Here is a 23422-nt window from a genome sequence, read left to right as displayed (position 1 = left end):
ATACGGTGTTTCATTTAAACGTTCAAAATGGAGTCAAAAAAACGAACAGGCACACCCTTTCTGAATGGAAAGTAATATACCTGTTCGGCTTTCATTTCGTAATGTATTTTTATTAAATGCTTTACAATCAATTACTAAAACTATCTTGCGACGCCTAGTGCGATTGCTTTATCACCTAGATGAGTGCCGATTACTGGGCCAAATGTTCCAACATCGATTGTTGCGTCTGGATATTTTTGGCTTAGCTTATCATACTCTTGTTGAGCCAATTCAGGGTTATTGCCGTGAATTACGAAGATTCGCAGGTCATTATTATTTGCTAGACGGCGTTCCTCGATAATTTCTTCCGTACGCTGCAAAGCTTTCTTCAATGAACGAATCTTTTCAGCTAAAACAATTTTGCCATCCTCAAAAGTAAGGATCGGTTTGATTTTTAATAATCCACCAATAATTGCTGCGCTATTCGTCAAACGTCCGCCGCGAACTAAGTTGTCTAGGTCATCAACTATGATATAAGCGTTGGTCGTATCACGAATTTCGTCAATCGCGGTTAATACATCATCCAAAGATTTTCCTTCATCGCTCATTTCTAGTGCTTTTTCTACCATATAGCCCATTGGAACACTAGTTATTTTCGAATCGTAAGGAATGACTTGCAGTCCTTCGATATCTTCCTTTATGGCTGTCAACGTACGCACAAATCCAGAAATTCCTTCAGATAAATGAATACTGATAACAGTATCATACCCTTGCTCTTTGATTGAGCGATACAACTGGTAAACTTCTCCAAGTACTGGTTGTGAAGTTTTTGGGAAGTCTTTGCTACTTTTCAGCTTCTGATAAAACTCTTCATAACCGATATCTACACCTTCTTCAAAAGGCTGATCATCAATGATGACCGGAATTGGGATGATAAATAGATCTTTATGATTGCGTATGCGTTCATTCAGATATGCGGTACTATCTGTTACGATCGCTAATTTCATAATTGCTTCCTCGTTTCAATCAAAATTTACAATAATTATAATATAGCATATTCCTAGAATCATGGGAATCAAATTCCCACTACTTCCCTAAAAACTCTTGAGCAGCTTGTGCATTCTGGTTTGTATCAACGGCTAGAGCACTGCCGGCATTCGCTGTATCGATATAGGACCATGAGCCATCGACTGGCAAAGTCAAACGGTCGATTCCCCCTACAGCTTTGGCGAAACCAAACAAATTACCCAAAATAAAAGTATTTGGCATATCTGTCGACAAGTACCCCCAAATTTTACCGGCAGCGTACGGTCCTCTTAAAAGAACCAGCGGATTTTTTAGTTGACTGAAGACCGATTGCATCACTTGCTGCTGTCTCCGAACACGACCGAAGTCGCCTTCTTCATCCATCCGGAAACGAGCGTAATTCAAAAGTGTGTGACCATTCATTCGCTGTGGTCCTTTAGTGATTGGTTCATCAATATAAGCACTCATATCTTTTTCAGCATCAATCTGGACCCCTCGTGGAAATAGAGCGTCCACTCCCTTTTCGAAAGTCTGGAAATCCACCATCGCATAATAACGACAATCAATGCCAAAGTTCTCCTTCAACGTTTGACGAACTAGATCAGCCCCGCCATAAGCATAAGCCGCATTCAGTTTATTTTCTCCGACACCTGGTATGTTAACGTACATGTCCCGCATGAAAGAAACTAATTTGGGTTTTCCTCGACCATCGACCTGCAGCACCATCATGGAATCTGACCGACCACTAATATTGTCCCGTGTGTCACTCCCTAAAAGCAATATATTTTTTGTACCATTTTCTGAAGCTGCTCCATTAAATTCTTGGGTTTCCATTTTCGGCATCGAAGAATCATGCTTTGCAACAAAATTTCCCACACCAAAAGCAACTACAGAATAGCTTAGAAGCGCGATCAAAATCATGACTAGGATTCTTTTCCAGCTGCGCTTTTTCTTTGTTTTTTGTTCATATGGATTCTTTGGTTTTCGTTTAAATGGATTTTTAAATGCAGGAAGTTTAAAATTGAATCGTTTTTTCTTTGGCTCCTGATAATGATCTTCATAGTAAAACTCTTCTTCAGGTTCTTGATACGTTTTTTTGGGCTCTTCGTAACTAGTTTCTTTGTACGTAGGTTTCTCTGGTTCTACCTGTTCATCTTTCTTCATCTCACGACGAAAGCCAAAAGGTTTTTTCTCTTCCTTCTGACTCTCTTCGTGGATCTTCTTATATTTATCCATCCGGCTCATAGTGCACCTCTTCATCTCGTTACTATTATTATTAAAATAGCAAATCATCTGGACTTTGTCTTATTTTTCACCAAAAAAATTAGAAAACCTTAACCACTAAGATTTTCTAACGTTTGGAATATAGGTAGGGTAATTTCCGATCAGCGTGACCGTAAAGTTTTGCTCTTTAAATTGCTGCAAAACTTTTTGTAGTTTTCCAGCTTCTGGTGTTTCTAAATCAATAATAAAGAAGTATTCCCCCAGTTTAGTTTTTTGGGTACGAGATTCGATTTTAGTCAGATTGATTTTCTCTGACGCAAAAATTGCTAAACACTGATACAGCGCTCCTGGGTGATCGGCTGCCAGATCAAAAAGCACCGTTGCTTTATTTTTCCCCTGAATTAAGTTTCCTTCTACTGGAATTCCGCCTAACACCCAAAACCGCGTCTCATTCTCACCGATTGATTGGATATTTTCCTGCACGATTGTTAGTCCAAATTGTTCTGCCGCATCTCTTGAGCCAATTGCGGCATATCTTTTATCGGGATGATCGGCTACTTTTTGGGCACCTTGAGCAGTCGAGCCCATTTGTTCAATGTTAACAGTCGGGAAGTGATTCATTAAAAATACCTGTGATTGTGCCAAAGCTTGCTGGTGACTGCAGATCAATTCTGTTTCTTGCCAGCTATCCGCATGTGCAGGATGAACCATTAGCTGTTGTTGAATCGGCAAAACAATTTCAGCTTGAATCGTTGGCAGTGTTTGGAAAATCAAATCTAATGTTGGCAGCACAGAGCCTTCGATTGTATTTTCGATTGGAACGACACAATAATCTAGTGTTCCTTTTCTTTGTTCTTCTAGCAGTGCAGTTAAGGACTCATAAGGAAACAAAACACTGTCATCAAAAAAATTGGTTGCCGCACTGTAGGTGAATGACCCTCTAGGTCCTAAATAACCAACTTTCATTAGGATACAACCTCAACCTGTTGGATGATTTCGTTGACAATCTCCTTTGGTGTTTTCTCTGAAGTATCCACAGTGATTTTTGCAAGTTTCTCATAGAGTTTTTCTCTTGAAAAGAACAATCGTTTTAGATCGCCGTCATCATTTTTGATTGCTAGTGGTCGAATATTAATTTTATCTTCACGAATCCGTTTTACGAGAATGTTCGCGTCAGCTTTTAAATAAACCACCAGTTTATCTGATAGGACTTCTTGATTTTCTTTTTGCAAAATTACTCCACCACCAGTAGCGATGACTGAGTCCTCATTTAACGCTTCTTTCAAGAGATTAGTCTCATGCTCACGGAATGATGCTTCTCCATGATCATCAAAATAGTCGCTGATTGGTTGGCCGATTCGTTCGACTAAGACATCGTCCATATCTACTGAATGCGTGTTTAACGTAGTGGCAAGTTCTTTACTAATTGTTGTTTTTCCGGCTCCCATAAAACCGATCAAGACGATTGATTCCATAAAACATTCTCCTTTTTGAAGATACTTGTAATGTGCCATATACTATTTATACCAATGACTCGATTGATATTTCATTGTGAACTATTTTTAACACAGCTAGATCAATGAGCTCAAATCAGTAAAAAAATCCGGATAAGAAATATTAATAGCTTCAGGATTGTTCAACTCGACAGTCTCATCTGTTAGTAGCGCCGCAATCTGTAGCATCATTCCAATGCGATGATCCCCGTGACTATCAACGACTCCTCCATGTAAAGGGGTTGGACCATGGATAATCATTCCATCGTCAGTTGCTTCAATGTTGGCTCCTAATTTGTTTAACTCCAGAGCAGTTGCGTCAATCCGATTCGTTTCCTTGACTTTCAGTTCTTGCGCATCACGAATCACAGTTGTTCCTTCTGCTTGAGTTGCCGCTAAAGCAATGATTGGCAATTCATCAATCAAGCGTGGAATGATTTCCCCGCCGATCTCTGTACCTTTAAGTGCGGCTGTTTTAATTAACAGATCGGCTGCCTGATTTTTTTTATCTAATGCAACGTGTTGAATATCAGCCCCCATCTCCGCTAGAACATCTAAAATTCCAGTACGTGTTGGATTTACCCCGACATGATTCAATCGAAGGTCACTTTCTGGTAATAGAGTTGCTGCTACTAGGTAAAAGGCAGCGGAGGAGATATCGCCCGGAACAGTTACTTCCTGACCTGTTAACTTCTGTCCTCCGGATACGGTGATTGTTTTATCTTCTACTAAAATTTCCCCGCCGAATTGTTTGATCATTTCTTCTGTATGATTGCGTGACTTTTCTTTCTCAATAATCGTGGTCAAACCATCGGCTTGTAATGCAGCGAACAAAATCGCGGATTTTACTTGCGCACTTGCGATTGTCATTTCATAAGTAATACCAGATAGCTCGCTTCCTTGTACTTCAATAGGTGGAAATTCACCTCCGGTTTTTCCTTGAAGATTCCCTCCCATTTTTCGCAATGGTCCCATCACTCGTTCCATTGGACGGCGATTCAAAGACGCGTCTCCTGCGATTTTCGAATTAAATGGTTGTCCTGCTAAGATTCCCAGCACCAAACGTAGTGTAGTACCAGAGTTACCAGCATCTAGCATATTATTTGGCGCTTGAAGCTGGTCAAATCCTTTGCCTTCAACAATAATATCTGTGCCATCATCATGAACGGTGACACCAAGGGCTTTAAAAACAGCAACTGTACTCAGACAATCCTCAGCTCTCAAAAAATTATGAACAGTCGTCTTTCCATGACTAATTGCGCCGAACATGATACTGCGATGCGATATAGATTTATCTGCTGGGACAGTCAACTCTCCAGTTAATCCTGCTTTTGTTTTTAATAGTTTCATTTGTTCAACTCCTTCTGCGACAACGAAAATCCGCTTCTTCTATTAAAGCTTGCCCTTTTTCCAAGTCCGCTTGATTTTTAAATGAGAGCTCTAAAACACCAAAGATATCTTCACGAGTTTCTTGAATTTTTAAGTTTATAATTGAGATATTCGCTTCGCTGATGAGTGTCATCACTTTCGCAATTGCGCCTGCAATATCTGGAATATCAACATACAGATCATAGAACGCTGGAATGACACCACGATCTTTAGTTGGCAAAAGATCCCGGGAATGTTTAGCCTGACTGAAAAAGTCATAAATTGCAGGCTGATCTTCCTGCAATAAGCTTTCATGTATCTTGGACATTTCTGCCTGCCATCCTGAGATTAATTCCAATAAGATCTCACGATTTGTTAATAGGATATCCGTCCACATTTGCGGATCTGAGGAAGCGATCCGAGTAATATCACGGAATCCTCCGGCAGCAAGCTGTGTTGCTCGCGGGTGAGTTTCTGTTAACTGATCACTCATTTTTACCAAACCAGATGCCACGATGTGTGGTAAATGACTTAACACACCAACGATTTCATCATGGGAGTCTGGTTCAATCACAACAAATTTTGCTCGCGTTGGTTCTAGCAGTTCGATTAAGGGTTCTACATCAGTTCCTTCAGGCGGTGTTAAAATATAGTAGGCTTCTTCAAAAAGATTTGGATTTCCCGCCTTAACCCCTGATTTATGAGATCCCGCCATTGGATGTCCGCCGATGAAGGTAAATGGCAATGTTTTCGCTAATCTCATAACCTCGTTTTTTGTACTCCCGGTATCAGTAACGATTACAGATTGCCGTAGCGGTAATCGCGCCAGCTCATGTAAATAATGCAATGTAGATAGGACGGGTACGGCTAAAATAATGACATCCATCTCAGGTGCTCTTTCAATAGAAGCAATTTGATCCACCAGTTCGACTTCTTGAGCAATTTCTCGGGTTTCTTCTGAATAATCCCAGCCAAACAACTCGATAGATGGATGTTTGATTGCTCTGCAAAGTGAAGCACCGATTAAACCAAGTCCTAAGACGAACACTTTCTTTCTCATAGACGCACCCTCTCTCTTAAAAGTTTTTGATAGCTTGACGATACTCTGCTACTGCTTGTTGTAGCTCATCGATTGTATCTGATGAGAATTTTTCTAAAATTTCATCCGCTAATACGGTTGCCACGACGTGTTCTGCTACCACTGAAGCAGCTGGAACGGCAGTACTATCTGAACGTTCAACACTAGCTTTGTAAGGTTCTTTCGTGTCGATGTCAACACTCATAAGTGGCTTGTATAATGTTGGGATTGGCTTCATGACACCGCGAACGATAATTTGCTCACCATTAGTCATCCCACCTTCAAATCCACCAAGATGATTGCTTGTTCGGCTGTAGCCATCGTCCCAAACAATTTCATCCATGACTTTAGAGCCAGGTTGATGAGCTGCTTCAAATCCGATGCCGAATTCAACTCCTTTAAAGGCATTGATACTTAGCATGATTTGTGCGATCTTGCCATCAAGCTTGCGATCCCATTGAACGTAGCTTCCTAGTCCTGCTGGTACGTTATCAGTTCGTACCTCCACAACTCCACCGATGGTATCTCCCGCTTTTTTGGTTTGATCGATCAATTCTTTGACGGATTCTTCTACCGTTACATCCACCATATTGACTTCAGAGGCGGCTGTTTTAGCTTGGATTTCCTTAACACTTAGTTTTTCTGGTACAGTTGCTTCAATTCCGCCAAGTACAGCTACATGACTGGCGATTTCGACGTCTACAGCAGCAAGGATTTGTTTCGCTAAGGCACCCACAGCAACCCGCATCGTTGTTTCACGAGCAGATGACCGTTCCAAGACATTTCGCAGATCACTGTGATGGTATTTCATGCCACCAACAAGATCAGCATGGCCTGGTCGTGGTTTTGCTACTCGCCGTAATTTCTCCGCTTTTTCTTCGACGGGCTCAACGGACATGACTTTCTGCCAATTTTTCCAGTCACGGTTTTCTACGATCATGGTAATTGGAGAGCCCAATGTCTTGCCGTGACGAACGCCAGATGTAATTCGAACTTGATCTTTTTCGATCTTCATACGCCCGCCGCGCCCGTAACCACCTTGTCTGCGAGACAACTCTTGATTGATTGCCTCAACGGAAAGTGTAAGTCCGGCTGGAACACCTTCGATGATCGTCGTTAATTCTGGTCCATGAGATTCTCCAGCTGTTAAGTAACGCATAAACTACTTCCCTTCTACTAAAAAGTCTTTGATTTCTGTCATATTGATTTTCTGAATGTAGGCCTGTCCAATTTCTTTTAGTAAGATGATGTTCAAGCTATCTCCTCGTGCTTTTTTATCATGGGTGATGGCAGTGAAATATTTTTCAGCTTCCCAAGGCTGGTACTTGTTTGGTAAGTGATATTTTTGATTCATCATCTTAATTTTTTCAGTCATTCCTACTGGAGATAGTCCTTTTTCTTCAGCTATTTGGGATATTTTTACCATTCCGATCGCCACAGCTTCTCCGTGGCTAATTACTCCATATCCTGCGGTATTTTCAATTGCATGTCCGATTGTGTGGCCGAAATTTAATAACAAACGCGATCCATTATCAAATTCATCTTCCTCGACGACTGTTTTCTTCACCTGTAAAGCTTTTTGAATAATCGCTTCACTATGCTCCAGAAGATCTTGAATTCCTGTTAGTTTTTCAAGATCCTTCCATAGTGAAGCATCACTAATTGCACCACATTTGATGATTTCAGCAATTCCTTCTCGTACTCGTAATTCCGGCAAAGAGTTCAATGTTTCTGGGTCAATCAAAACGCCATCTGGTTGGGCAAAGGTGCCAATCATATTTTTGGCTTTACTAGAATTAACGGCTGTTTTCCCGCCAATACTCGAATCGACTTGAGCCAGTAAAGAGGTCGGAATCTGTACAAAAGCAATCCCTCGCATATAAGTTGATGCGACGAAACTAGCCAAATCTCCAACGACCCCACCACCCAATGCGATGATTGCATCGCTGCGGGTAAATTGGTTATCAGCTAAAAAATCATAAAGATTATTTGCCATCTCTAATGATTTGCTGCTTTCGCCAGCTGGAACCGTGTAATAACAAACCTCATATTCGGATAATTGTTGGCGAATTTTCTCACTGTAGATTGGAAAGACGTTTTCATCGCTGATGATGGCGATTTTTTTATTTTGCCAAAGTGAGGCAATCCATTCACCAACTGAATCTAAGCCGTGTCGTTTTACGATGATCTCATAGCTCTTATCTGGTAAAACAATTTCCATGAAGGTCTCCTCCCGACTAGATAAGTGACGTTTCTTTAGTTAATTCTTTGATTTTCTTCATCGCATCTACCATAATCTCAACTTCGCTCATCATTTGCAGGTAATTTTTCTCATTCAATGATTGTTCTCCATCTGACCAAGCGTGTAATGGGTCTGGATGAATCTCCACGATCATTCCATCTGCCCCAGCTGCAACTCCTGCCCGTGCCATCGGTGCAACTAGATCCCATACACCAGTACCATGACTTGGGTCAACAATGATTGGGAAGTGACTCAATTTCTTAATCAATGGAACAGCACTTAAATCAAACGTATTCCGAGTCGCCGTTTCGTAAGTCCGAATCCCGCGTTCAATGAAAATAATGTTTGAATTGCCTTGAACTGCAATGTACTCTGCAGCGTTCAACCATTCTTGGATCGTACCTGAGATGCCCCGTTTTAACCCAATTGGTTTTCCGGTTTTACCAACCGCTTCTAAAAGACGGAAATTTTGCATGTTGCGGGCACCGATTTGGATAATATCCGCGTATTGACAGACAACATCAATGTGGGCTTCATCCATCACCTCTGTGATTACTTTCAAGCCGTGTGCATCCGCAGCTTTACGCATGATTTTCAATCCTTCCTCGCCTAATCCTTGGAAAGCGTATGGAGAAGTCCGAGGTTTGTAAGCTCCGCCACGTAGAATTTGTGCGCCACCAGCTTTTGCCATCCGAGCAGTTTCCATGATTTGTTCTTCGCCTTCAACAGAACAAGGTCCAGCCATTGTTACGAAACTGCCATCGCCGATTTTCACGCCGTCAACATCAACGACTGTATCTTGCGGATGAAACTCTCTGGAAGTGATTTTGTAGGTATTTGAAATAGCTACTGCTCGTTCAACCACACTGTATGCTTGGAAAGGTACATTTTGAATAATTTTTGGATCACCTAGTAGACCAAGTACTAAACGATCTTTCCCATGATTGATTTGTACACCTAAACCCTCTTCTTTAATACGAGATAAGATAGGAGATAATTCTGATTCTTGAATCCCTTTTTTAATAATTAAGATCATAATAATAACTTCCTTCACTTTTTATTTTTTGATTTCATTTTCCAATAACGGTTGGATTTGATCGACTGGCATTTCCTTGCCGGTCCATAATTCAAAAGATGCAGCTCCTTGGAATAGCAACATTCCTAAGCCGTTAACAGCAGTTGCTCCAGTCGCTTTTGCTGCTTTTAAGAGTTTTGTCTCGCCTGGATGATAAATGACATCAAACACCGGCAGGTCTTTTCTTAACATTGTGGCATCAGGTAACGGCATTTGATCTGTATTTGGCGCCATTCCAATGCTTGTTCCATTGACTAACAAGCTGCTTGCTGATAAAGAGTCGGATAGCTGCTGTTCATCTGCTAAGTCATGTAGCTGAATCTGACAATTTGTTTCTTCAGCGATTATTGCAAGCTTGGGTTCGATTTTTTGATAAAAATCATCTTTAATATTGAAAACATCAATTGCTTTTACACCATCGATTGCTGCTTGAGTGATGATCGCAGTTGCAGCACCACCAGCACCAAGAATCGTCATTCTTTTACCGATGATTTCAATGCCGTTTTGTTTTAAACTTTTCATACACCCAATTCCATCGGTGATGTGTCCAATTAGCTTCCCGTCTTGATTCACAATAGTATTGATTGCTCCGATCAAACGAGCAGCTTGACTAAGCTCATCCACATAGTTGATGGCTGCCATCTTGTGAGGCATCGATAAGTTAACTCCCAGCATTTCAAGATCACGAATGGCTTGAATGCTATCGCCAAGTCTCTCTGGCTGTACGTCAAAGCTCAGATAAACTGCATCCACCCCTGTTGCTTGAAACGCTGTTGTGTGCATGATTGGTGAAAAGCTGTGTCTTGCAGGTAGTGCATACAACCCGGCTAATCGTGTCTTTCCTGAAATTTCATTCTCCATCTTTCCTCACTCCTTCATTTATAAATAATAGTCAACCTTCAATCAGCGATTTTGAAAACGAAAAAGGCCCACTGTAGAAAATCTACAATGAGCCTAGTCTCCCAAAATAATACCAAAGAAAAAGCCACTATAGATTTTCATCTATGTGGCATTAAGTCGAACTTAAAATCCTTAGCCATCATAGATACAAACTTGTTGTCGTTTGCATCCATGAATCATGAACACAAACCTATCTAAAATAGCTAAAGTAATAATTATTCAGTTGTGTGTGCGTACTCTTATTCGTATTCATAAAAATCGCTCCAAACTGATTTAAGATTGAACTTAGTATAGATTTGTTTTTCCGATAAGTCAACCCATTATTTTAATTTTCTGTAAAAAAAGTTTATTTACATTACTTCAGCTACTGTCTCACTCTCTTCAAAAAGCAGGAATAAATCCGCTAACGTCATGCGCATTTTCTCTTCCCCGCTGATATCTTTAATGATCTCCCCTTTTTCCATCACGATCACGCGATCGCCGTAATGTAAAGCATCTTCCATTTTATGAGTGACCATCAAACACGTTAGATTCTCTTCTTTAATCCGTTGATCCGTCAGCAGCATCAATTGTTTTGCTGTCTTAGGATCTAGCGCAGCTGTATGTTCATCAAGTAATAGTAAATCTGGTTTCGTGATCGTTGCCATCAACAAGCTTAAGGCCTGCCGCTGACCACCTGAAAGAAATCCTGTTGGCGTATCGAGATGATTTTCTAGTCCATTTCCAACTAATTTACACAATTCCCGATACAGTTCTTTCTTCTGGTTGAGTTGACGTTGGCGTAATCGGCGCTTTTTACCACGTTTCTCTGCTAGACCTAAATTCTCTGCTACCGTTAGTCGCGGTGCAGTTCCCATTTTCGGATCTTGAAACACTCGGGATATTGATGTCGCTCGCTGTTCTTCAGAGAGTTTAGTCAAATCCTTACCCATCACTGAGACCGTTCCGCTATCTAATTGCAGACTGCCGGAAATGCTATTGAATAATGTGCTTTTTCCAGCGCCATTCCCCCCTAAAACAGTGACGAATTCGCCGGGAGCAATCGTTAAATCAACATTATTCAAAATTTTCCGTTTATCATTGATTCCATTGCTGATGGTTTTATTTGCTTTTTTTACTTCAACTGCATTCATACGATCACTCCTCCTTCTCTAGCCCAGTCTTCAAATTCAATGCTTCTTTTAGACGAGGGATCATTAAGCAAAGTGCTAAAATGATTGAAGAGAAAATCTTCAAGTAAGTCGTGTCTAAACCAGCTTTGATGATGAGCAAGATCAATAATTGATAAATAATACTACCTAAAACAATAGCAACTAGTCGTTCAATGAAGGTTACTTCACCAAACAATACCTCACCAATGATGATAGAAGCTAACCCGATAACGATCACGCCGACTCCTTTACCAATATCTGCATAACCGTCATTTTGTGCAATCAACGCACCGGATAGGGCAATGACACCATTTGACAAAGTCAGACCGATCACCTTCATACGATCAGTATTGATACCTATTGAGCGAGCCATATTTTCGTTATCACCAGTTGCGATATAAGCCTGTCCAAAATCGGTGAAGAAGAAAAATAGTAATAACGCGATGATGATTAAAATCGCGATCAAACCTAACAAGACGATATCAAAATGGTCTGGTAAGTTTAAACTTGTAAAGAAATCTTGAATTTTAGGCTGCTTAAGTAATGAAAGGTTAGGTGTCTGCATGATGAACAGCATCACCGAGTTCAGTCCCGACATGACTAGAATTCCAGCTAAAATGACCGGGATTTTTCCTTTTGTATAAAGCATGCCGGTAATAAAACCGGCGCACATCCCTGCAACAATTCCTAAAAGAGTTGCAAGAAACGGAGATACACCATTAGTGATGGCAGTCACGCAGACTGCACCACCTAATGGGAATGAACCTTCTGTTGTCATATCTGGGAAATTTAAGATTCGGTACGTCATGAAAATTCCCAAACCTAAGATTCCCCATAAAAATCCTTGTCCTATCGCTGAAATTACCATCTGTCTACTCCCCTTTAACTACTTCTGCTTTCTCTTTAATTTTTTCTGGAATCGTGATACCTAATTCCTTAGCTTTGTCTTCATTAATAATCATATCACCATAATCAATTACATTAACCGGAGTATCTGATGGGTTAGATTTACCGCTTAAAACATCAGCTGCCATTTTTCCAGTTTCAACTCCCAAATCAAATTGATTTTGTCCAACTGTAGCGATTCCGCCTTCTTTGGCCATGTTGTCAACAGAGACAAATACTGGTTTTTTCGCTTTATCTGATTCGTTGATTAGCGTTTGAAACGCGCTGGCAATTGTATTGTCTTGCGGAATGTAAAGGTAATCTGCTTCCTGACAAGCTTGTTGTGTAATTTGAGCGATATCATTACTTGAACTGATTGCATATTTTTTAACCGTTAAGCCATCTTTTGTCGCCCGTTTTTCCGCTCGTTCGATTTGTGATTTCGAATTTTCTTCTGAAGATGAATAAATCATTCCAACTGTTTTTGCATCAGGAAACAGCTCTTTAGCCATATCTAATTGCTGATCCACTGGAGTTAAGTTATTGACACCAGTAACATTGCCTCCTGGCTTTTTCAAATCACTAACCAAGCCTGCACCAATTGGATCACTGATTGCACCCATAATGATTGGTTTGTCGCTGGTTGCGTTTGCCAATGCTTTTGCCGCTGGGGTAGCGACTCCAACTAAAACATCTGAATCTTTTTCCAGTAGTTGCTGACTCATACTATTTAATTTACTTTGATCTCCTTGACCGTTTAAAAACTCAATCTTGATATTTTTACCCTCTTCATATCCTTCGTCCTTTAATCCTTGAATCACGCCGTCTTTGATTTGATCCAACGATGGATGGCTGATATATTGTAAAATTCCGACTGTTTTCATCTCTTCTTTTTCGGTTGAGGCTCCTGTCTGACGTGACCCCATTTGATAAGCAAAAACTCCGATAAGTACAACTACTAATGCGATGATTGATCCAATAATTCCTTTATTTTTCATTGTTAATTCCTCCGATTTTTTTGATTTTCCACTGATTTGATAAAAGCTAGTTCAGAATTAAGGAAATTATTTTTCTACAAATCAGAAAAATAATTCTATTTTCGTACGCATACGATTCCTCTAATCGTGCTAAAGCACGAAGAGGAACTCGCAAAAAAGACAACTACCCAAAATTTCACGGTAGTTGTCTTAAAAAAACAAAAACCGCATAGATGGTCTCTATGCGGGAATAAGCATGAAAAAATATCCAGCATAGATACAAAATTTAGAAGTTGTCTAAACGTTGTATCTATGAGCGAATTCATAAATACAACTTATCTACGCCAGTTTTGCCAGCTATTCAATTGATTAGATAAGTTTGCATGTCTCATGAATGTCACTCCTCTTTTTTAATGTTGAAGTTAGTTTAGCGGAAAAAAAATCGGCTGTCAACTCTTTTCATTAAAAAAACCTCATTTATTTTATTCGAAATCTCATTTTAATTTTTAAGGTCCCACATCGGTAATCGGTTAAGTTCGGGAATAAACTCGTTGTTCAAATCCTTTAAACTTTCGACGACAAAGCGATTTTTTTCCTTCCCATTATGAAAGAAAATGAATGTCACTTGGCGTGGATCGAGTTTATACTTTTTTGCGATCGTCTCACTATCGTAAACGACTGGATAATAATAGAATTTACGATTCAACATCATTTTTTGATTGGGGTCATCAAGAATTGTCATTACATTCTTAAAAGATGTCCCATCTGGCTGACTGAACATGATGGAAATTGCTTTAGTATCTTGGATTTTTTTATCCACCATTTGATAATCAAGTGGAATCAAATGGTCAGATTTTAAAGCATCAAAAACTAATTCATCTAATTGATCTTGGCGAATCGTTTTCTGAGCAAAGGCGGCAGATGTTGAAAATACTACTGCAAAAATTACTAAACTTGCGGCTATGATTAAGGATCGACGTTCATTTTCAGATACTATAATTATGAATTTACGCCAAAATATAATCATTTTCTCTTTTACTGATACTAAATATCGTTCCATGATAACGCCTCCCTACTTATCATTATATTATTTTTACCTTAAAAACGCTACCAGCAACAAGCATAATGATTTTTTTGCGTAAAGCAAAAAATTTTTCGTGTTCTATATTTGATTGTGAGCGTTTTATTTTAATGATATTATAATAATGACAACTTATTATGAGGAGGTTTTATGATGAGCAGCATTGAACATTTTTCGCACAAAGACATCAACAAGAAGAACCGTCTGTTTTCCAATATTCGCAGTGTACTCGAAACAGCGTTCTACGGAAATAACGTGACACGTATCCGGCATCTCACAGATGCTTATGCATTAGCGAAGTCCAGCCCTGGAACGATAACGACTGACCTCGATGTCGCCTACACCAGCCGATTACAGCTTCCTACTGACGCCAAGGTTTTAGTAACTAACGATGGCAATATTGTAGGTCGAACAGCAGCAGCACGCAGAATCATCGGTCAGCAGGGAATTGATGCGGACTTTTACAGTGAACTTCTGCGAGAAGCAGTTTTTCAAGCACGTTCGAAAAAATTCTATTCCGGCGAAGTCATCGTAGGTCTAGATGAGGAATTCACCGTCAAATCACATTTGATGGTCCCTGCAGATTATAGTCCTAACCTCTATTCCTATTTATTGAATTTTCAAATTGGGGATGCAAAGCATCAGTTCTATCAGGAATCTGACGAGATTCATACTGGTGATATTTTTATTTTTGCAGATCCAGACTGGCACCACTCTGACTTCCCTGATGGCGTAGTTGTGATTGATCCGCTGCATAATTGTGCTGGTATATTGGGACTGCGTTATTTTGGTGAATTAAAAAAGGCGACTTTGACGTTAGCATGGGCAACAGCACATCGCAATGGTTTTATTGCTTGTCACGGTGGGATGAAACAATATTTGCTCGACAAGAAAAAATATACAATGGCCGCATTTGGTTTATCAGGCTCAGGCAAGTCCACTATTACTTTAGCTAAACCAAAAAATAAAGGAGAAGTTCATGTTCTTCATGATGATGCCTTTGTTATTTCAAAAGAAAAAGGATCGACTACCGCTCTTGAACCAGCTTATTTTGATAAGACACAGGACTATCCGATGTCTAGCGAACAAATCAAATATATCGTTACTGCGCAAAATGTCGGTGTCACCTTGGATGAGGAAAACAAAAAAGTACTAGTGACCGAAGATATCCGTAATGGTAATGGGCGCAGTATCAAGAGCCGCTACGCTACACCAAATCGAGTGGATCACATTGCCGAAAAGGTTGATGGTCTATTTTGGATTATGAAAGATGACAGCTTGCCGCCACTGATCAAGATTGAAGATCCATCGCTTGCTGCTGTATTTGGTGCGACTCTTGCTACAAAACGTTCAACCGCAGAAAACGTGGTTGGTGAAACAGCAGATCAGTTAGTTATCGAACCATTTGCCAATCCGTTCCGCTGTTATCCTTTGCAAGAAGACTATCAAGACTTCAAAGAATTGTTTGAGAAAATGAAAACTGACTGCTATATCCTAAATACTGGTGATTTTAAAGGAAGAAAAGTAACGCCAGATGAAACGCTTGGCAGTATTGAGAAAATCATTGACGGCTCTGCAGATTTCAAGCCCTTTGGTCCGCTTTCAGGTATCAGTTATCTACCAGTAAAAAAACATGAACCAGATTTTAACAGCCACCACTACCTGATTCATTTAATGACTCGATTAGAGACTCGACTGGCGTTTGTTCAATCCCGTAAGACCTATCAAGGCGGTTATGATCGACTGCCGAATGAAGCAGAACAAATGCTCCTATATCTATTAGACCAACTTCATAATTACAAGGAAACAATTACAGTCTAAGATTTCGTCAGTGACTTGCTTGGTCACTGGCGTTTTTTTGTTTATAATAGACCTACAATGAATAGAAATGAGGGATAAAAAATGTCCTTTGATGGAGTTTTTACCCATGCAATGGTACACGAATTGAAAGAACAACTCGTTACTGGAAGAATATCTAAGATCCACCAACCCTATGAAAATGAGGTTATACTAGTTATTCGCGCTCAAGGGAAAAATAGACGGTTACTACTCTCAGCGCATCCTAGCTACGCACGAATTCAACTGACAGAAATTGCCTATACAAATCCTGATAATCCGCCTAATTTTGTGATGATGTTGCGGAAACATTTAGATGGAGCAATTTTAGAGGATATTCATCAAGTCGAAAATGATCGCGTAGTTCACTTTACCTTCAGTAAGCGTGATGAATTAGGTGATTTGCAAAATATCGTTCTGATCGTTGAACTAATGGGACGTCACTCAACGATTGTTCTGTTGAATAAGCAAACGGGAAAAATTCTGGATGCCATCAAGCATATTGGGCATTCTCAGAATACTTACCGCTCCATCTTACCTGGCAGCGAATATATTGAACCGCCGAAGCAAGAGCAGCTGAATCCGTTTCATGTGAATAAGGAGCAAGTGTTCAAGATTCTTTCAACTGCCGAAACGTTGGATGGACGATATTTGCAGCAAAATTTCCAAGGATTGGGTCGCGACACTGCAGAAGAACTGGTTTATCGCTTAAAGAAAAGACCTAATGAAAAAATGGTTGTTTGGGCTGATTTTTGGGATACCGTTCAATCCGAACTTATACCGACGTTGGGACTCAAAAATAACAAGGAATTCTTTGCTCCGCTGGACTTTGAAACCTTCGAAGAAAGTACCGCATACAATAGCTTGAGCGCTTTACTTGATGCTTTTTATGGAGAAAAAGCAGAAAAAGATCGCGTAAAGCAATTAGGAAATGACTTGATTCGTAAAGTTGAAAATGAGATCAAGCGCAATCAAACCAAGTTAGCCAAACGCGAAAAAACTTTGAAAGATTCAGAGAATGCAGAAGATTTTCGTCGTGATGGTGAATTACTAACCACCTTCATGGCGCAAGTGCCACGGGGAGCGCAAAGCATTGAATTGCAGAATTACTATGAGGATAATGCGCCAATAACGATCAAATTGAATCCCGCATTAACCCCTAATCAAAACGCACAGAAGTATTTCCAAAAATACCAAAAGCTGAAAAATGCGGTTAAATTGATTTACGATCAAATTGCTGAGGCTAAGGATGAAATTGCCTACCTCGAATCCGTCTTAGCTCAATTAGAAATCGCTGGACCAATGGATATTGAAGTTATCAAAGAAGAGCTGATTGCCAGCGGCTACTTAAAGAAGAAACGCAGCAAGAAAAATCGCAAGCAGGCACCTTCTAAGCCAGAACGCTTTGTTGCAAGTGATGGAACGGAAATCTTTGTTGGAAAAAATAATCTGCAAAATGATCAATTGACCTTGAAGCAAGCGCGGAAAAGCGATGTTTGGCTGCATGCCAAAAATATTCCGGGCTCGCACGTCATTGTAAAGAATGATACCCCTAGTGAAGAAACGTTGCTAGAAGCTGCTGAATTAGCGGCCTACTTCTCAAAATTCCGGCAATCGGCACAGGTCCCTGTTGATTATGTCGCAGTCAAACATGTTCATAAACCGAATGGTGCTAAGCCTGGATTTGTGATATATGAAAATCAAAAGACATTGTTCGTGACCCCAGAAGAATCAGTTGTTGAGCAATTACGAAAAAATGGAACAGCCTAATCTGGCTGCTCCATTTTTTATACTTAAAGGGAGTATAAAATTTTTACATGAATAAATCACTTTACAGCAGAAATATCCATGTTCGGCTTCACGAACTAGCTTTATCGGCAATAAGTAAAAGCTGAGCAAGTTCGCGAAGCCTTTCTTCTTAGACTAATCTTTTGTCAATTTCGTACGAATTTTGAACCCTAATATATCTAAGAAGAAGTTGAAAATCGGAATACCGACAATCAATCCCCATACACCTAAAAATTTTTCACTAACTAATAAAATAACGAATGTATAAAAAATCGGCAGCTTTGTCCGACTCGACATAAACTTCGGATTCAAAATATAGGCTTCAATACAATGAACCACCACAATCAAAATCAATACGTAAATGACGGTCTGAATCCCTCCCGTTGAATAAGCAATCAGCGTTAACGGAATACAAGAAAAAATCACTCCAGCGACCGGGATTAAGCTTAAGAAGAAAATCATGATCGCTAGTGTCGGCAATTGCGTAAAACCAATCAGACCTAACCCCACGGTGGTAATTACTGTATTGACGATCGCAATCAGTAATTGAACCTCTACGACAACACCGAATGTTTCAACGAAAACTCTGGCAAAGTAAAACAAATCTTGGAAAAACCACGCATAATTACTACTCAGAAAATTCTTTGAAAACAAAATCGTTTTCTCTTTTTCTACCATGAAGAAAAAGCTCAATATAAACGAGACAATAAAAGCGATGGCTAAGCGACCAACATTTTGCAATTGTTCCAAAATGATTCCAGCCCCGCTTTCAACCTTATCCTGCCAGTTATGATTCTTAAAATAGCTAGAAATGAAGTTCGTTGCAACGTCAGAATTGAACTCTTTATGTTGATAGAAATGAACGATTGAATTATAGGTAGAGACGACTTGATCGATCAAAATGGTTGAATATCTAGAGATCAAAAGATATAGCAACCACAATTCAAACAGATAAAGAATGGTCGCCAGCAAGAATGTCGGTGCTTTAATATAGCGTTGAACAAATTTGACGATTTTGACCGAAATCAACGTGAAAATGAACGTTAACAAGATCGGCGTCATAAAATCTCTAATCATAAATAGGACAAAAATAATCATTGCCAAGACGGTGAATCTTCGTAAACGAAGATTACTTATAAAGTTTTCATACATACAAAACCCTCTTATTCATTTAAATGTGTGTTTTTTTTTCAAAGATGAATGCTATCATTTTGAAAAACTACTGAAAATACTATACCATTAAACAGCTTTTTCAGCTTCTAATATACTTTTCAATAGATAACTGGGGAGATTTCCTTGTTACCTGACGCCTTTTTGTAGGACAAAAAAGACCGGTAGAATTACTTCTACCAGTCTCGAAAATAACTTATACTTACTGACTTTGCCAATCAGCGGGATAGGTGACATAGATGAATCGTGCATCTCCAGTTACTGAGAACTTTATGCTGCTGCTTTTAGGGATAAAAATGATTTCACCAGCTTTAGCAGATATTGTCCTGCCATCAATAACTACATCTAATTGACCAGAGATGATATAATCCACTTCATCGTATTCTAAAGTCCAATCAAACGTAGTGTCTTTCATTACCATTAATCCGCAACCCAGACGAGGACTTTCTTGAAGAGATACTAAGTCTTTTGTATAAACGATGTCTGCGGGATTACCTGTATCTAAACGATCCTCTTCTGCTACTTCAATTTCTGGTAATGCAATGGATAAAATGCCGCTTAGATCGACATTTTTTGTCGGCATTATATTTTCCATTACTAATTTTCGGATCAATTTTTCGAGCATTTCTTGATTCATTTCTGTCATTGTTTACCCCTCCTTCTTGCCTAACACGCGATTTGCCATGAACATCCCTACAAAAATAGCGGTGACACCAGCCACCAATTTGCCTACCATCATTGGAAAAATCATTTCTTTTGCAACACCTGCTGTAAACCCAAGATGATCTCCTAGCACAAAGGCAGCAGAAACGGCAAATGCCACATTGATAATTTTTCCTCTTTGATCCATATCTTTCATCATTTGGAACATCGGGATACTATTGGCCAAAGTAGCGACTAAACCTGCGGCTGCCACTTCGTTCATCCCCATCGCTTCTCCAAGTTTTAATAAAGGTTTGCTAAATACTTTAGTAATAACTGCTACTAAACAAAACGCTCCGGATAAGGTCAAGGCGATCCCACCGACTACTTCAATCCCTTCTGTAACTGGAGTAATTCCTTTGATAACGGTAATACCGACCAATTGTTGGATGGCGCCAATAACCAATCCGAAGATCGCTGCCGCTACTACGCCTTTTCCAAAAATTGTGAACCCCTTGATCATCCCTTTTGGCGCAAACCATAGACCAATCATGATTAATACAGCAAAAATTACGATCGGAATCAAGTTAACTAAAATCATTCCGATCGGCATCCCCGCAGCTAGACCACCAGCCAAACACCCGATTGGAATTGTTACCATACCGCTTAACACACCAGTAGCTAAAAATTGTTGATCTTCTTTTTCAATGATTCCTAAAGCAACTGGAATGGTGAATACGATCGTTGGACCCATCATGGCTCCTAAGATTGTTCCTGCAAAAAGACCAGCCTGCGGATCAACAGCCATCTGTTGTGCTAAAGCAAAACCACCCATATCATTTGCTAAAATAGTTGTCGCGAACATCGATGGATCAGCACCAAGCATACTGTATAAAGGAACGACAATTGGGCTCAATAAATTTGCCAAAATGGGTGCTAAGGTAATGATCCCAACCATTGATAATGCCAGCGAACCCATCGCCATGATTCCTTCTTCAAACTGTTCCCCTAATCCTAACTTCCCACCGATTACATGATCGACCGCACCAATGATCATGAAGACAACCATGATATACATAATTATTTCATTTATACTCATTCTCATCTCTCCTTGAATTATTTGTCTCCACCGAATCAACCACTCCAACAATCATGGCATCTATCGGGATTCCTTCATTTTCCGCGGAAATTCTTGCTGCCATTCCCTGCGTAATCAATACGAGGTCGCCAATTCCTGCTCCTGCATTGTCTGCGGCAACTAGTAGTCCTTCTGCTTGTTCTAAGTTCATATTCCAAGTTTTTACCAGCATAAATTTGGAGCCATTCAATTTTTCATCTTTCCGTGTTGCCCATAAACTTCCTGTCACTTTTCCCAGCAGCATCCGCTTCTCCCCCAATCTGAATATTCATCTCTTGAACATAATCTTCAGCCAGAGGTGTCAACCGGCTGCCATCAGGAATGACTAGAGAGTTCGTTTCTTTAGTCAATTCAATTAAATCTTTTTGTGTTAAGTATTTCGCTCGCTTGAAGAGACTGTCTTTGCTTTTTTGCTTGTATATTAATTGATCGATTTTATCGATAGAAAATTCAAAGTCTAGACCAAATTGAACGGTTTCTTCTTTTATTGCATCATATTTCTTTAATAACGCGAATTTCGCTTGTTTCTTCAATTTATTGCGATCGACTTCACTAGCCAGTACCCAAACTGGTTTTCCCTTTATTAAAAACTGAAGAATCGTTGCAGTTGTAGGATCAATCACCTGAAGATTGGCTACAGCTGCAAGCTGCGATAAGGATAATGAGTTGACTAGAAGGGCACTTGCTGTAGGAGCATCAGTCTGTACCCAGTTCACTTTCGTGGAAAGACCTTCGATGACTGCTTTTGGGTACTCGCCAATTTGCCGAAGCAAAGCAATTGAAATAGTTCCGTTCGTATTATGAAGGCGGACAGATTTTAGAACTTCTCGCGTTACTTTTTCAATGATGATTTCGATTTCATTTATCTTCATTACTGGCAATCTCCTATTTTACTATCACTCCCGTAACACCTTTCTGATATCCACAAGCGTTTGCCTCGTCATAATCAATATGCATGGCTGTAGCGAATTTTGAACTGATCCGAATTACCACGTCATCAAAAATTAAAGAGCGTTCACTATTTAATCTGACCTTGACGATTTCCTTATTTGAGACCTGTTGTTTTTTAGCATCCTCTGGTGTCATATGAATATGTCTTTTAGCAACAATCAAACCTTTGGTTAATTGAACGACCTGAGCCCCGTTCAACACGGTGATGCCGGGGGTTTGTTCAATCATGCCGCTTTCTCGAATCGGTGTATCAATTCCTAGAGTTCGTGCATCGGTTAATGAAACCTCCACCTGGGATTCGCTTCGTTCAGGTCCTAGAATCACAACATTTTGGAACATTCCCTTTGGTCCAGCGATGGTCACTCGCTCTTTACAAGCAAACTGCCCAGGCTGAGACAGTTTTTTTACCTCAGTAAACTGATATCCTTCTCCAAAAAGCTGATCGATATGAGTTCTTGAGAGATGGACATGTCTTCCCGATGCTTCTACCGGAATTTGCGACTGTTGTGTTTCTTTTATTTTTTTAACAATTTCATCGACAAGTGCATTATATTGCTTCACATTTTAGCCTCCTTCATTCAAGAATCTTTTTACTGGAACTCAAAAGCGCTGTGAAAGGCACTACGCTTTTGAGTAAAATTATTCATGTGTTTGTTAGGAGACTTACTCTTGAATCATTTTTGGTAGAATTGCATCAACTTCGGTATGAGGACGTGGAATCACATGAACAGACAGTAGTTCTCCTACTCGCTCTGCCGCAGCGGCTCCTGCATCGGTGGCTGCTTTTACCGCACCTACATCGCCGCGAACCATGACTGTCACCAATCCACCGCCAACCTGCTCTTTGCCCATCAATGTTACGTTTGCTGCCTTCACCATAGCATCTGCTGCTTCTACTGCACCTACTAATCCTCTTGTTTCGATCATTCCTAAAGCGTTTGTACTAGACATTATTATTTCCTCCTAAAAGTTTATTGTTAAAATTTTTTCAAATTATTGTAACCGTGCTAAAATTTGTGACACTAACGTATTAATTAATTCTTCGTTAGCTGTTAATGGGGATGCTTCCTCATTTGTCGTCGTTTCATTACTACGAATCTCTTCTAACTCTGTGGTTCCATAAGCAACCCGTCTTAAATTGAAAAGATGCTGCGGGCCAATGTTATCAGATGTTGAACTTCCTCCGATGCTACCGCAACCTAGCGTGAGAGCAGGGACTAGATTGGTCGTTCCACCGATGCCGCCTAGCGCTGCTGGCGTATTCACTAATAAACGCGAGACGGGCTTTTCTAAGCCAAAAGCCTGAATAACCTTCCTGTTTTCGGTGTGAATGACCATCGTATGCCCAGCACCTTCTTCTTTCAAAATTTCTTTTGAAAGATCGCAGGCGGCTTGCCAATTTTCAACGGTGTAAAAAG

General features: G+C 40.0%; 23 protein-coding genes and 1 pseudogene. 2 read left to right on the top strand and 22 right to left on the bottom strand.

Features of this window, described 5'->3' with window-relative positions:
- Positions 1–140 precede the first annotated feature (140 nt).
- The 14 genes from E6139_RS13655 to E6139_RS13590 all read right to left on the bottom strand — a co-directional run bounded on the left by E6139_RS13655 (position 141) and on the right by E6139_RS13590 (position 14458).
- Positions 141–986: a DegV family protein gene (locus E6139_RS13655; protein WP_316403624.1), complete on the bottom strand. Its 846-nt coding sequence runs from the start codon at positions 984–986 to the stop codon at positions 141–143.
- 79 nt (positions 987–1065) lie between these two features.
- Positions 1066–2250: an LCP family protein gene (locus E6139_RS13650; protein ID WP_316403623.1), complete on the bottom strand. Its 1185-nt coding sequence runs from the start codon at positions 2248–2250 to the stop codon at positions 1066–1068.
- 96 nt (positions 2251–2346) lie between these two features.
- Complete coding sequence (gene pheA / locus E6139_RS13645) at positions 2347–3195, bottom strand: prephenate dehydratase (RefSeq protein WP_316403622.1); 849 nt, start codon at positions 3193–3195, stop codon at positions 2347–2349.
- On the bottom strand, positions 3195–3704 hold the full coding sequence (locus E6139_RS13640) for a shikimate kinase (protein ID WP_316403621.1): 510 nt from the start codon (positions 3702–3704) through the stop codon (positions 3195–3197). Before E6139_RS13640 ends, pheA begins: the two co-directional genes overlap by 1 nt.
- Positions 3705–3800: 96 nt before the next feature.
- The gene (gene aroA, locus E6139_RS13635; RefSeq protein WP_316403620.1) at positions 3801–5072 is read right to left on the bottom strand and encodes a 3-phosphoshikimate 1-carboxyvinyltransferase; all 1272 of its coding nucleotides are present in this window, start codon (positions 5070–5072) and stop codon (positions 3801–3803) included.
- Positions 5073–5076: 4 nt separating this feature from the next.
- The gene (locus E6139_RS13630) at positions 5077–6150 is read right to left on the bottom strand and encodes a prephenate dehydrogenase (RefSeq protein WP_316403619.1); all 1074 of its coding nucleotides are present in this window, start codon (positions 6148–6150) and stop codon (positions 5077–5079) included.
- A 16-nt stretch (positions 6151–6166) separates the two neighbouring features.
- Entirely contained in the window at positions 6167–7327 is a 1161-nt protein-coding gene (gene aroC, locus E6139_RS13625) for a chorismate synthase (protein ID WP_316403618.1), read from the bottom strand.
- A 3-nt stretch (positions 7328–7330) separates the two neighbouring features.
- A complete protein-coding gene (gene aroB, locus E6139_RS13620; protein WP_316403617.1) occupies positions 7331–8389 on the bottom strand; it encodes a 3-dehydroquinate synthase in 1059 nt (352 codons plus the stop codon).
- A 16-nt stretch (positions 8390–8405) separates the two neighbouring features.
- Positions 8406–9446: a 3-deoxy-7-phosphoheptulonate synthase gene (gene aroF / locus E6139_RS13615; protein WP_316403616.1), complete on the bottom strand. Its 1041-nt coding sequence runs from the start codon at positions 9444–9446 to the stop codon at positions 8406–8408.
- A gap of 21 nt (positions 9447–9467) precedes the next feature.
- A complete protein-coding gene (locus tag E6139_RS13610; protein ID WP_316403615.1) occupies positions 9468–10346 on the bottom strand; it encodes a shikimate dehydrogenase in 879 nt (292 codons plus the stop codon).
- A gap of 389 nt (positions 10347–10735) precedes the next feature.
- Positions 10736–11518 (bottom strand): ABC transporter ATP-binding protein, encoded by a 783-nt coding sequence (locus E6139_RS13605; RefSeq protein WP_316403614.1) that lies wholly within the window; start codon positions 11516–11518, stop codon positions 10736–10738.
- Between the two features lie 4 nt (positions 11519–11522).
- Positions 11523–12404, bottom strand: a complete 882-nt coding sequence (locus E6139_RS13600) for an ABC transporter permease subunit (protein WP_316403613.1) — start codon at positions 12402–12404, stop codon at positions 11523–11525.
- 4 nt (positions 12405–12408) lie between these two features.
- On the bottom strand, positions 12409–13419 hold the full coding sequence (gene trpX, locus E6139_RS13595) for a tryptophan ABC transporter substrate-binding protein (RefSeq protein ID WP_316403612.1): 1011 nt from the start codon (positions 13417–13419) through the stop codon (positions 12409–12411).
- A 478-nt stretch (positions 13420–13897) separates the two neighbouring features.
- Positions 13898–14458, bottom strand: coding sequence for a hypothetical protein (locus tag E6139_RS13590; RefSeq protein ID WP_316403611.1), 561 nt, complete (start codon positions 14456–14458; stop codon positions 13898–13900).
- 174 nt (positions 14459–14632) lie between these two features.
- Between E6139_RS13590 and E6139_RS13585 the strand changes: the two genes are divergently transcribed.
- Positions 14633–16300, top strand: a complete 1668-nt coding sequence (locus E6139_RS13585) for a phosphoenolpyruvate carboxykinase (ATP) (RefSeq protein WP_316403610.1) — start codon at positions 14633–14635, stop codon at positions 16298–16300.
- A gap of 81 nt (positions 16301–16381) precedes the next feature.
- Complete coding sequence (gene efbA / locus E6139_RS13580; RefSeq protein WP_316403609.1) at positions 16382–18085, top strand: fibronectin-binding protein EfbA; 1704 nt, start codon at positions 16382–16384, stop codon at positions 18083–18085.
- A gap of 153 nt (positions 18086–18238) precedes the next feature.
- Here the strand turns inward: efbA and E6139_RS13575 are convergent, their stop codons facing one another.
- The 8 genes and pseudogenes from E6139_RS13575 to E6139_RS13540 form a co-directional block, all read right to left on the bottom strand.
- Positions 18239–19255 (bottom strand): AI-2E family transporter, encoded by a 1017-nt coding sequence (locus E6139_RS13575; RefSeq protein WP_316403608.1) that lies wholly within the window; start codon positions 19253–19255, stop codon positions 18239–18241.
- A gap of 220 nt (positions 19256–19475) precedes the next feature.
- Positions 19476–19919, bottom strand: coding sequence for a cupin domain-containing protein (locus E6139_RS13570; protein ID WP_316403607.1), 444 nt, complete (start codon positions 19917–19919; stop codon positions 19476–19478).
- Between the two features lie 3 nt (positions 19920–19922).
- A complete protein-coding gene (gene eutH / locus E6139_RS13565) occupies positions 19923–21014 on the bottom strand; it encodes an ethanolamine utilization protein EutH (protein ID WP_172702288.1) in 1092 nt (363 codons plus the stop codon).
- The gene (locus E6139_RS13560; protein WP_127979090.1) at positions 21001–21297 is read right to left on the bottom strand and encodes a EutN/CcmL family microcompartment protein; all 297 of its coding nucleotides are present in this window, start codon (positions 21295–21297) and stop codon (positions 21001–21003) included. Before E6139_RS13560 ends, eutH begins: the two co-directional genes overlap by 14 nt.
- Positions 21248–21925 (bottom strand): ethanolamine utilization protein, encoded by a 678-nt coding sequence (locus E6139_RS13555; RefSeq protein ID WP_316403606.1) that lies wholly within the window; start codon positions 21923–21925, stop codon positions 21248–21250. Before E6139_RS13555 ends, E6139_RS13560 begins: the two co-directional genes overlap by 50 nt.
- A 13-nt stretch (positions 21926–21938) precedes the next feature.
- Positions 21939–22565 (bottom strand): ethanolamine utilization phosphate acetyltransferase EutD, encoded by a 627-nt coding sequence (eutD, locus tag E6139_RS13550; protein WP_316403605.1) that lies wholly within the window; start codon positions 22563–22565, stop codon positions 21939–21941.
- Between the two features lie 102 nt (positions 22566–22667).
- A complete protein-coding gene (locus E6139_RS13545) occupies positions 22668–22955 on the bottom strand; it encodes a BMC domain-containing protein (RefSeq protein ID WP_016180229.1) in 288 nt (95 codons plus the stop codon).
- A gap of 42 nt (positions 22956–22997) precedes the next feature.
- Positions 22998–23422 (bottom strand): annotated as a pseudogene (locus tag E6139_RS13540) (acetaldehyde dehydrogenase); the annotation flags it as partial.

The organism is Enterococcus sp. (assembly GCF_032555305.1).
In the GTDB taxonomy this organism is placed as follows: Bacteria; Bacillota; Bacilli; order Lactobacillales; family Enterococcaceae; genus Enterococcus_A.
The sequence above is the reverse complement of the archived record's forward strand: the minus strand, read 5'-3'. Positions and strand labels throughout refer to the sequence as shown.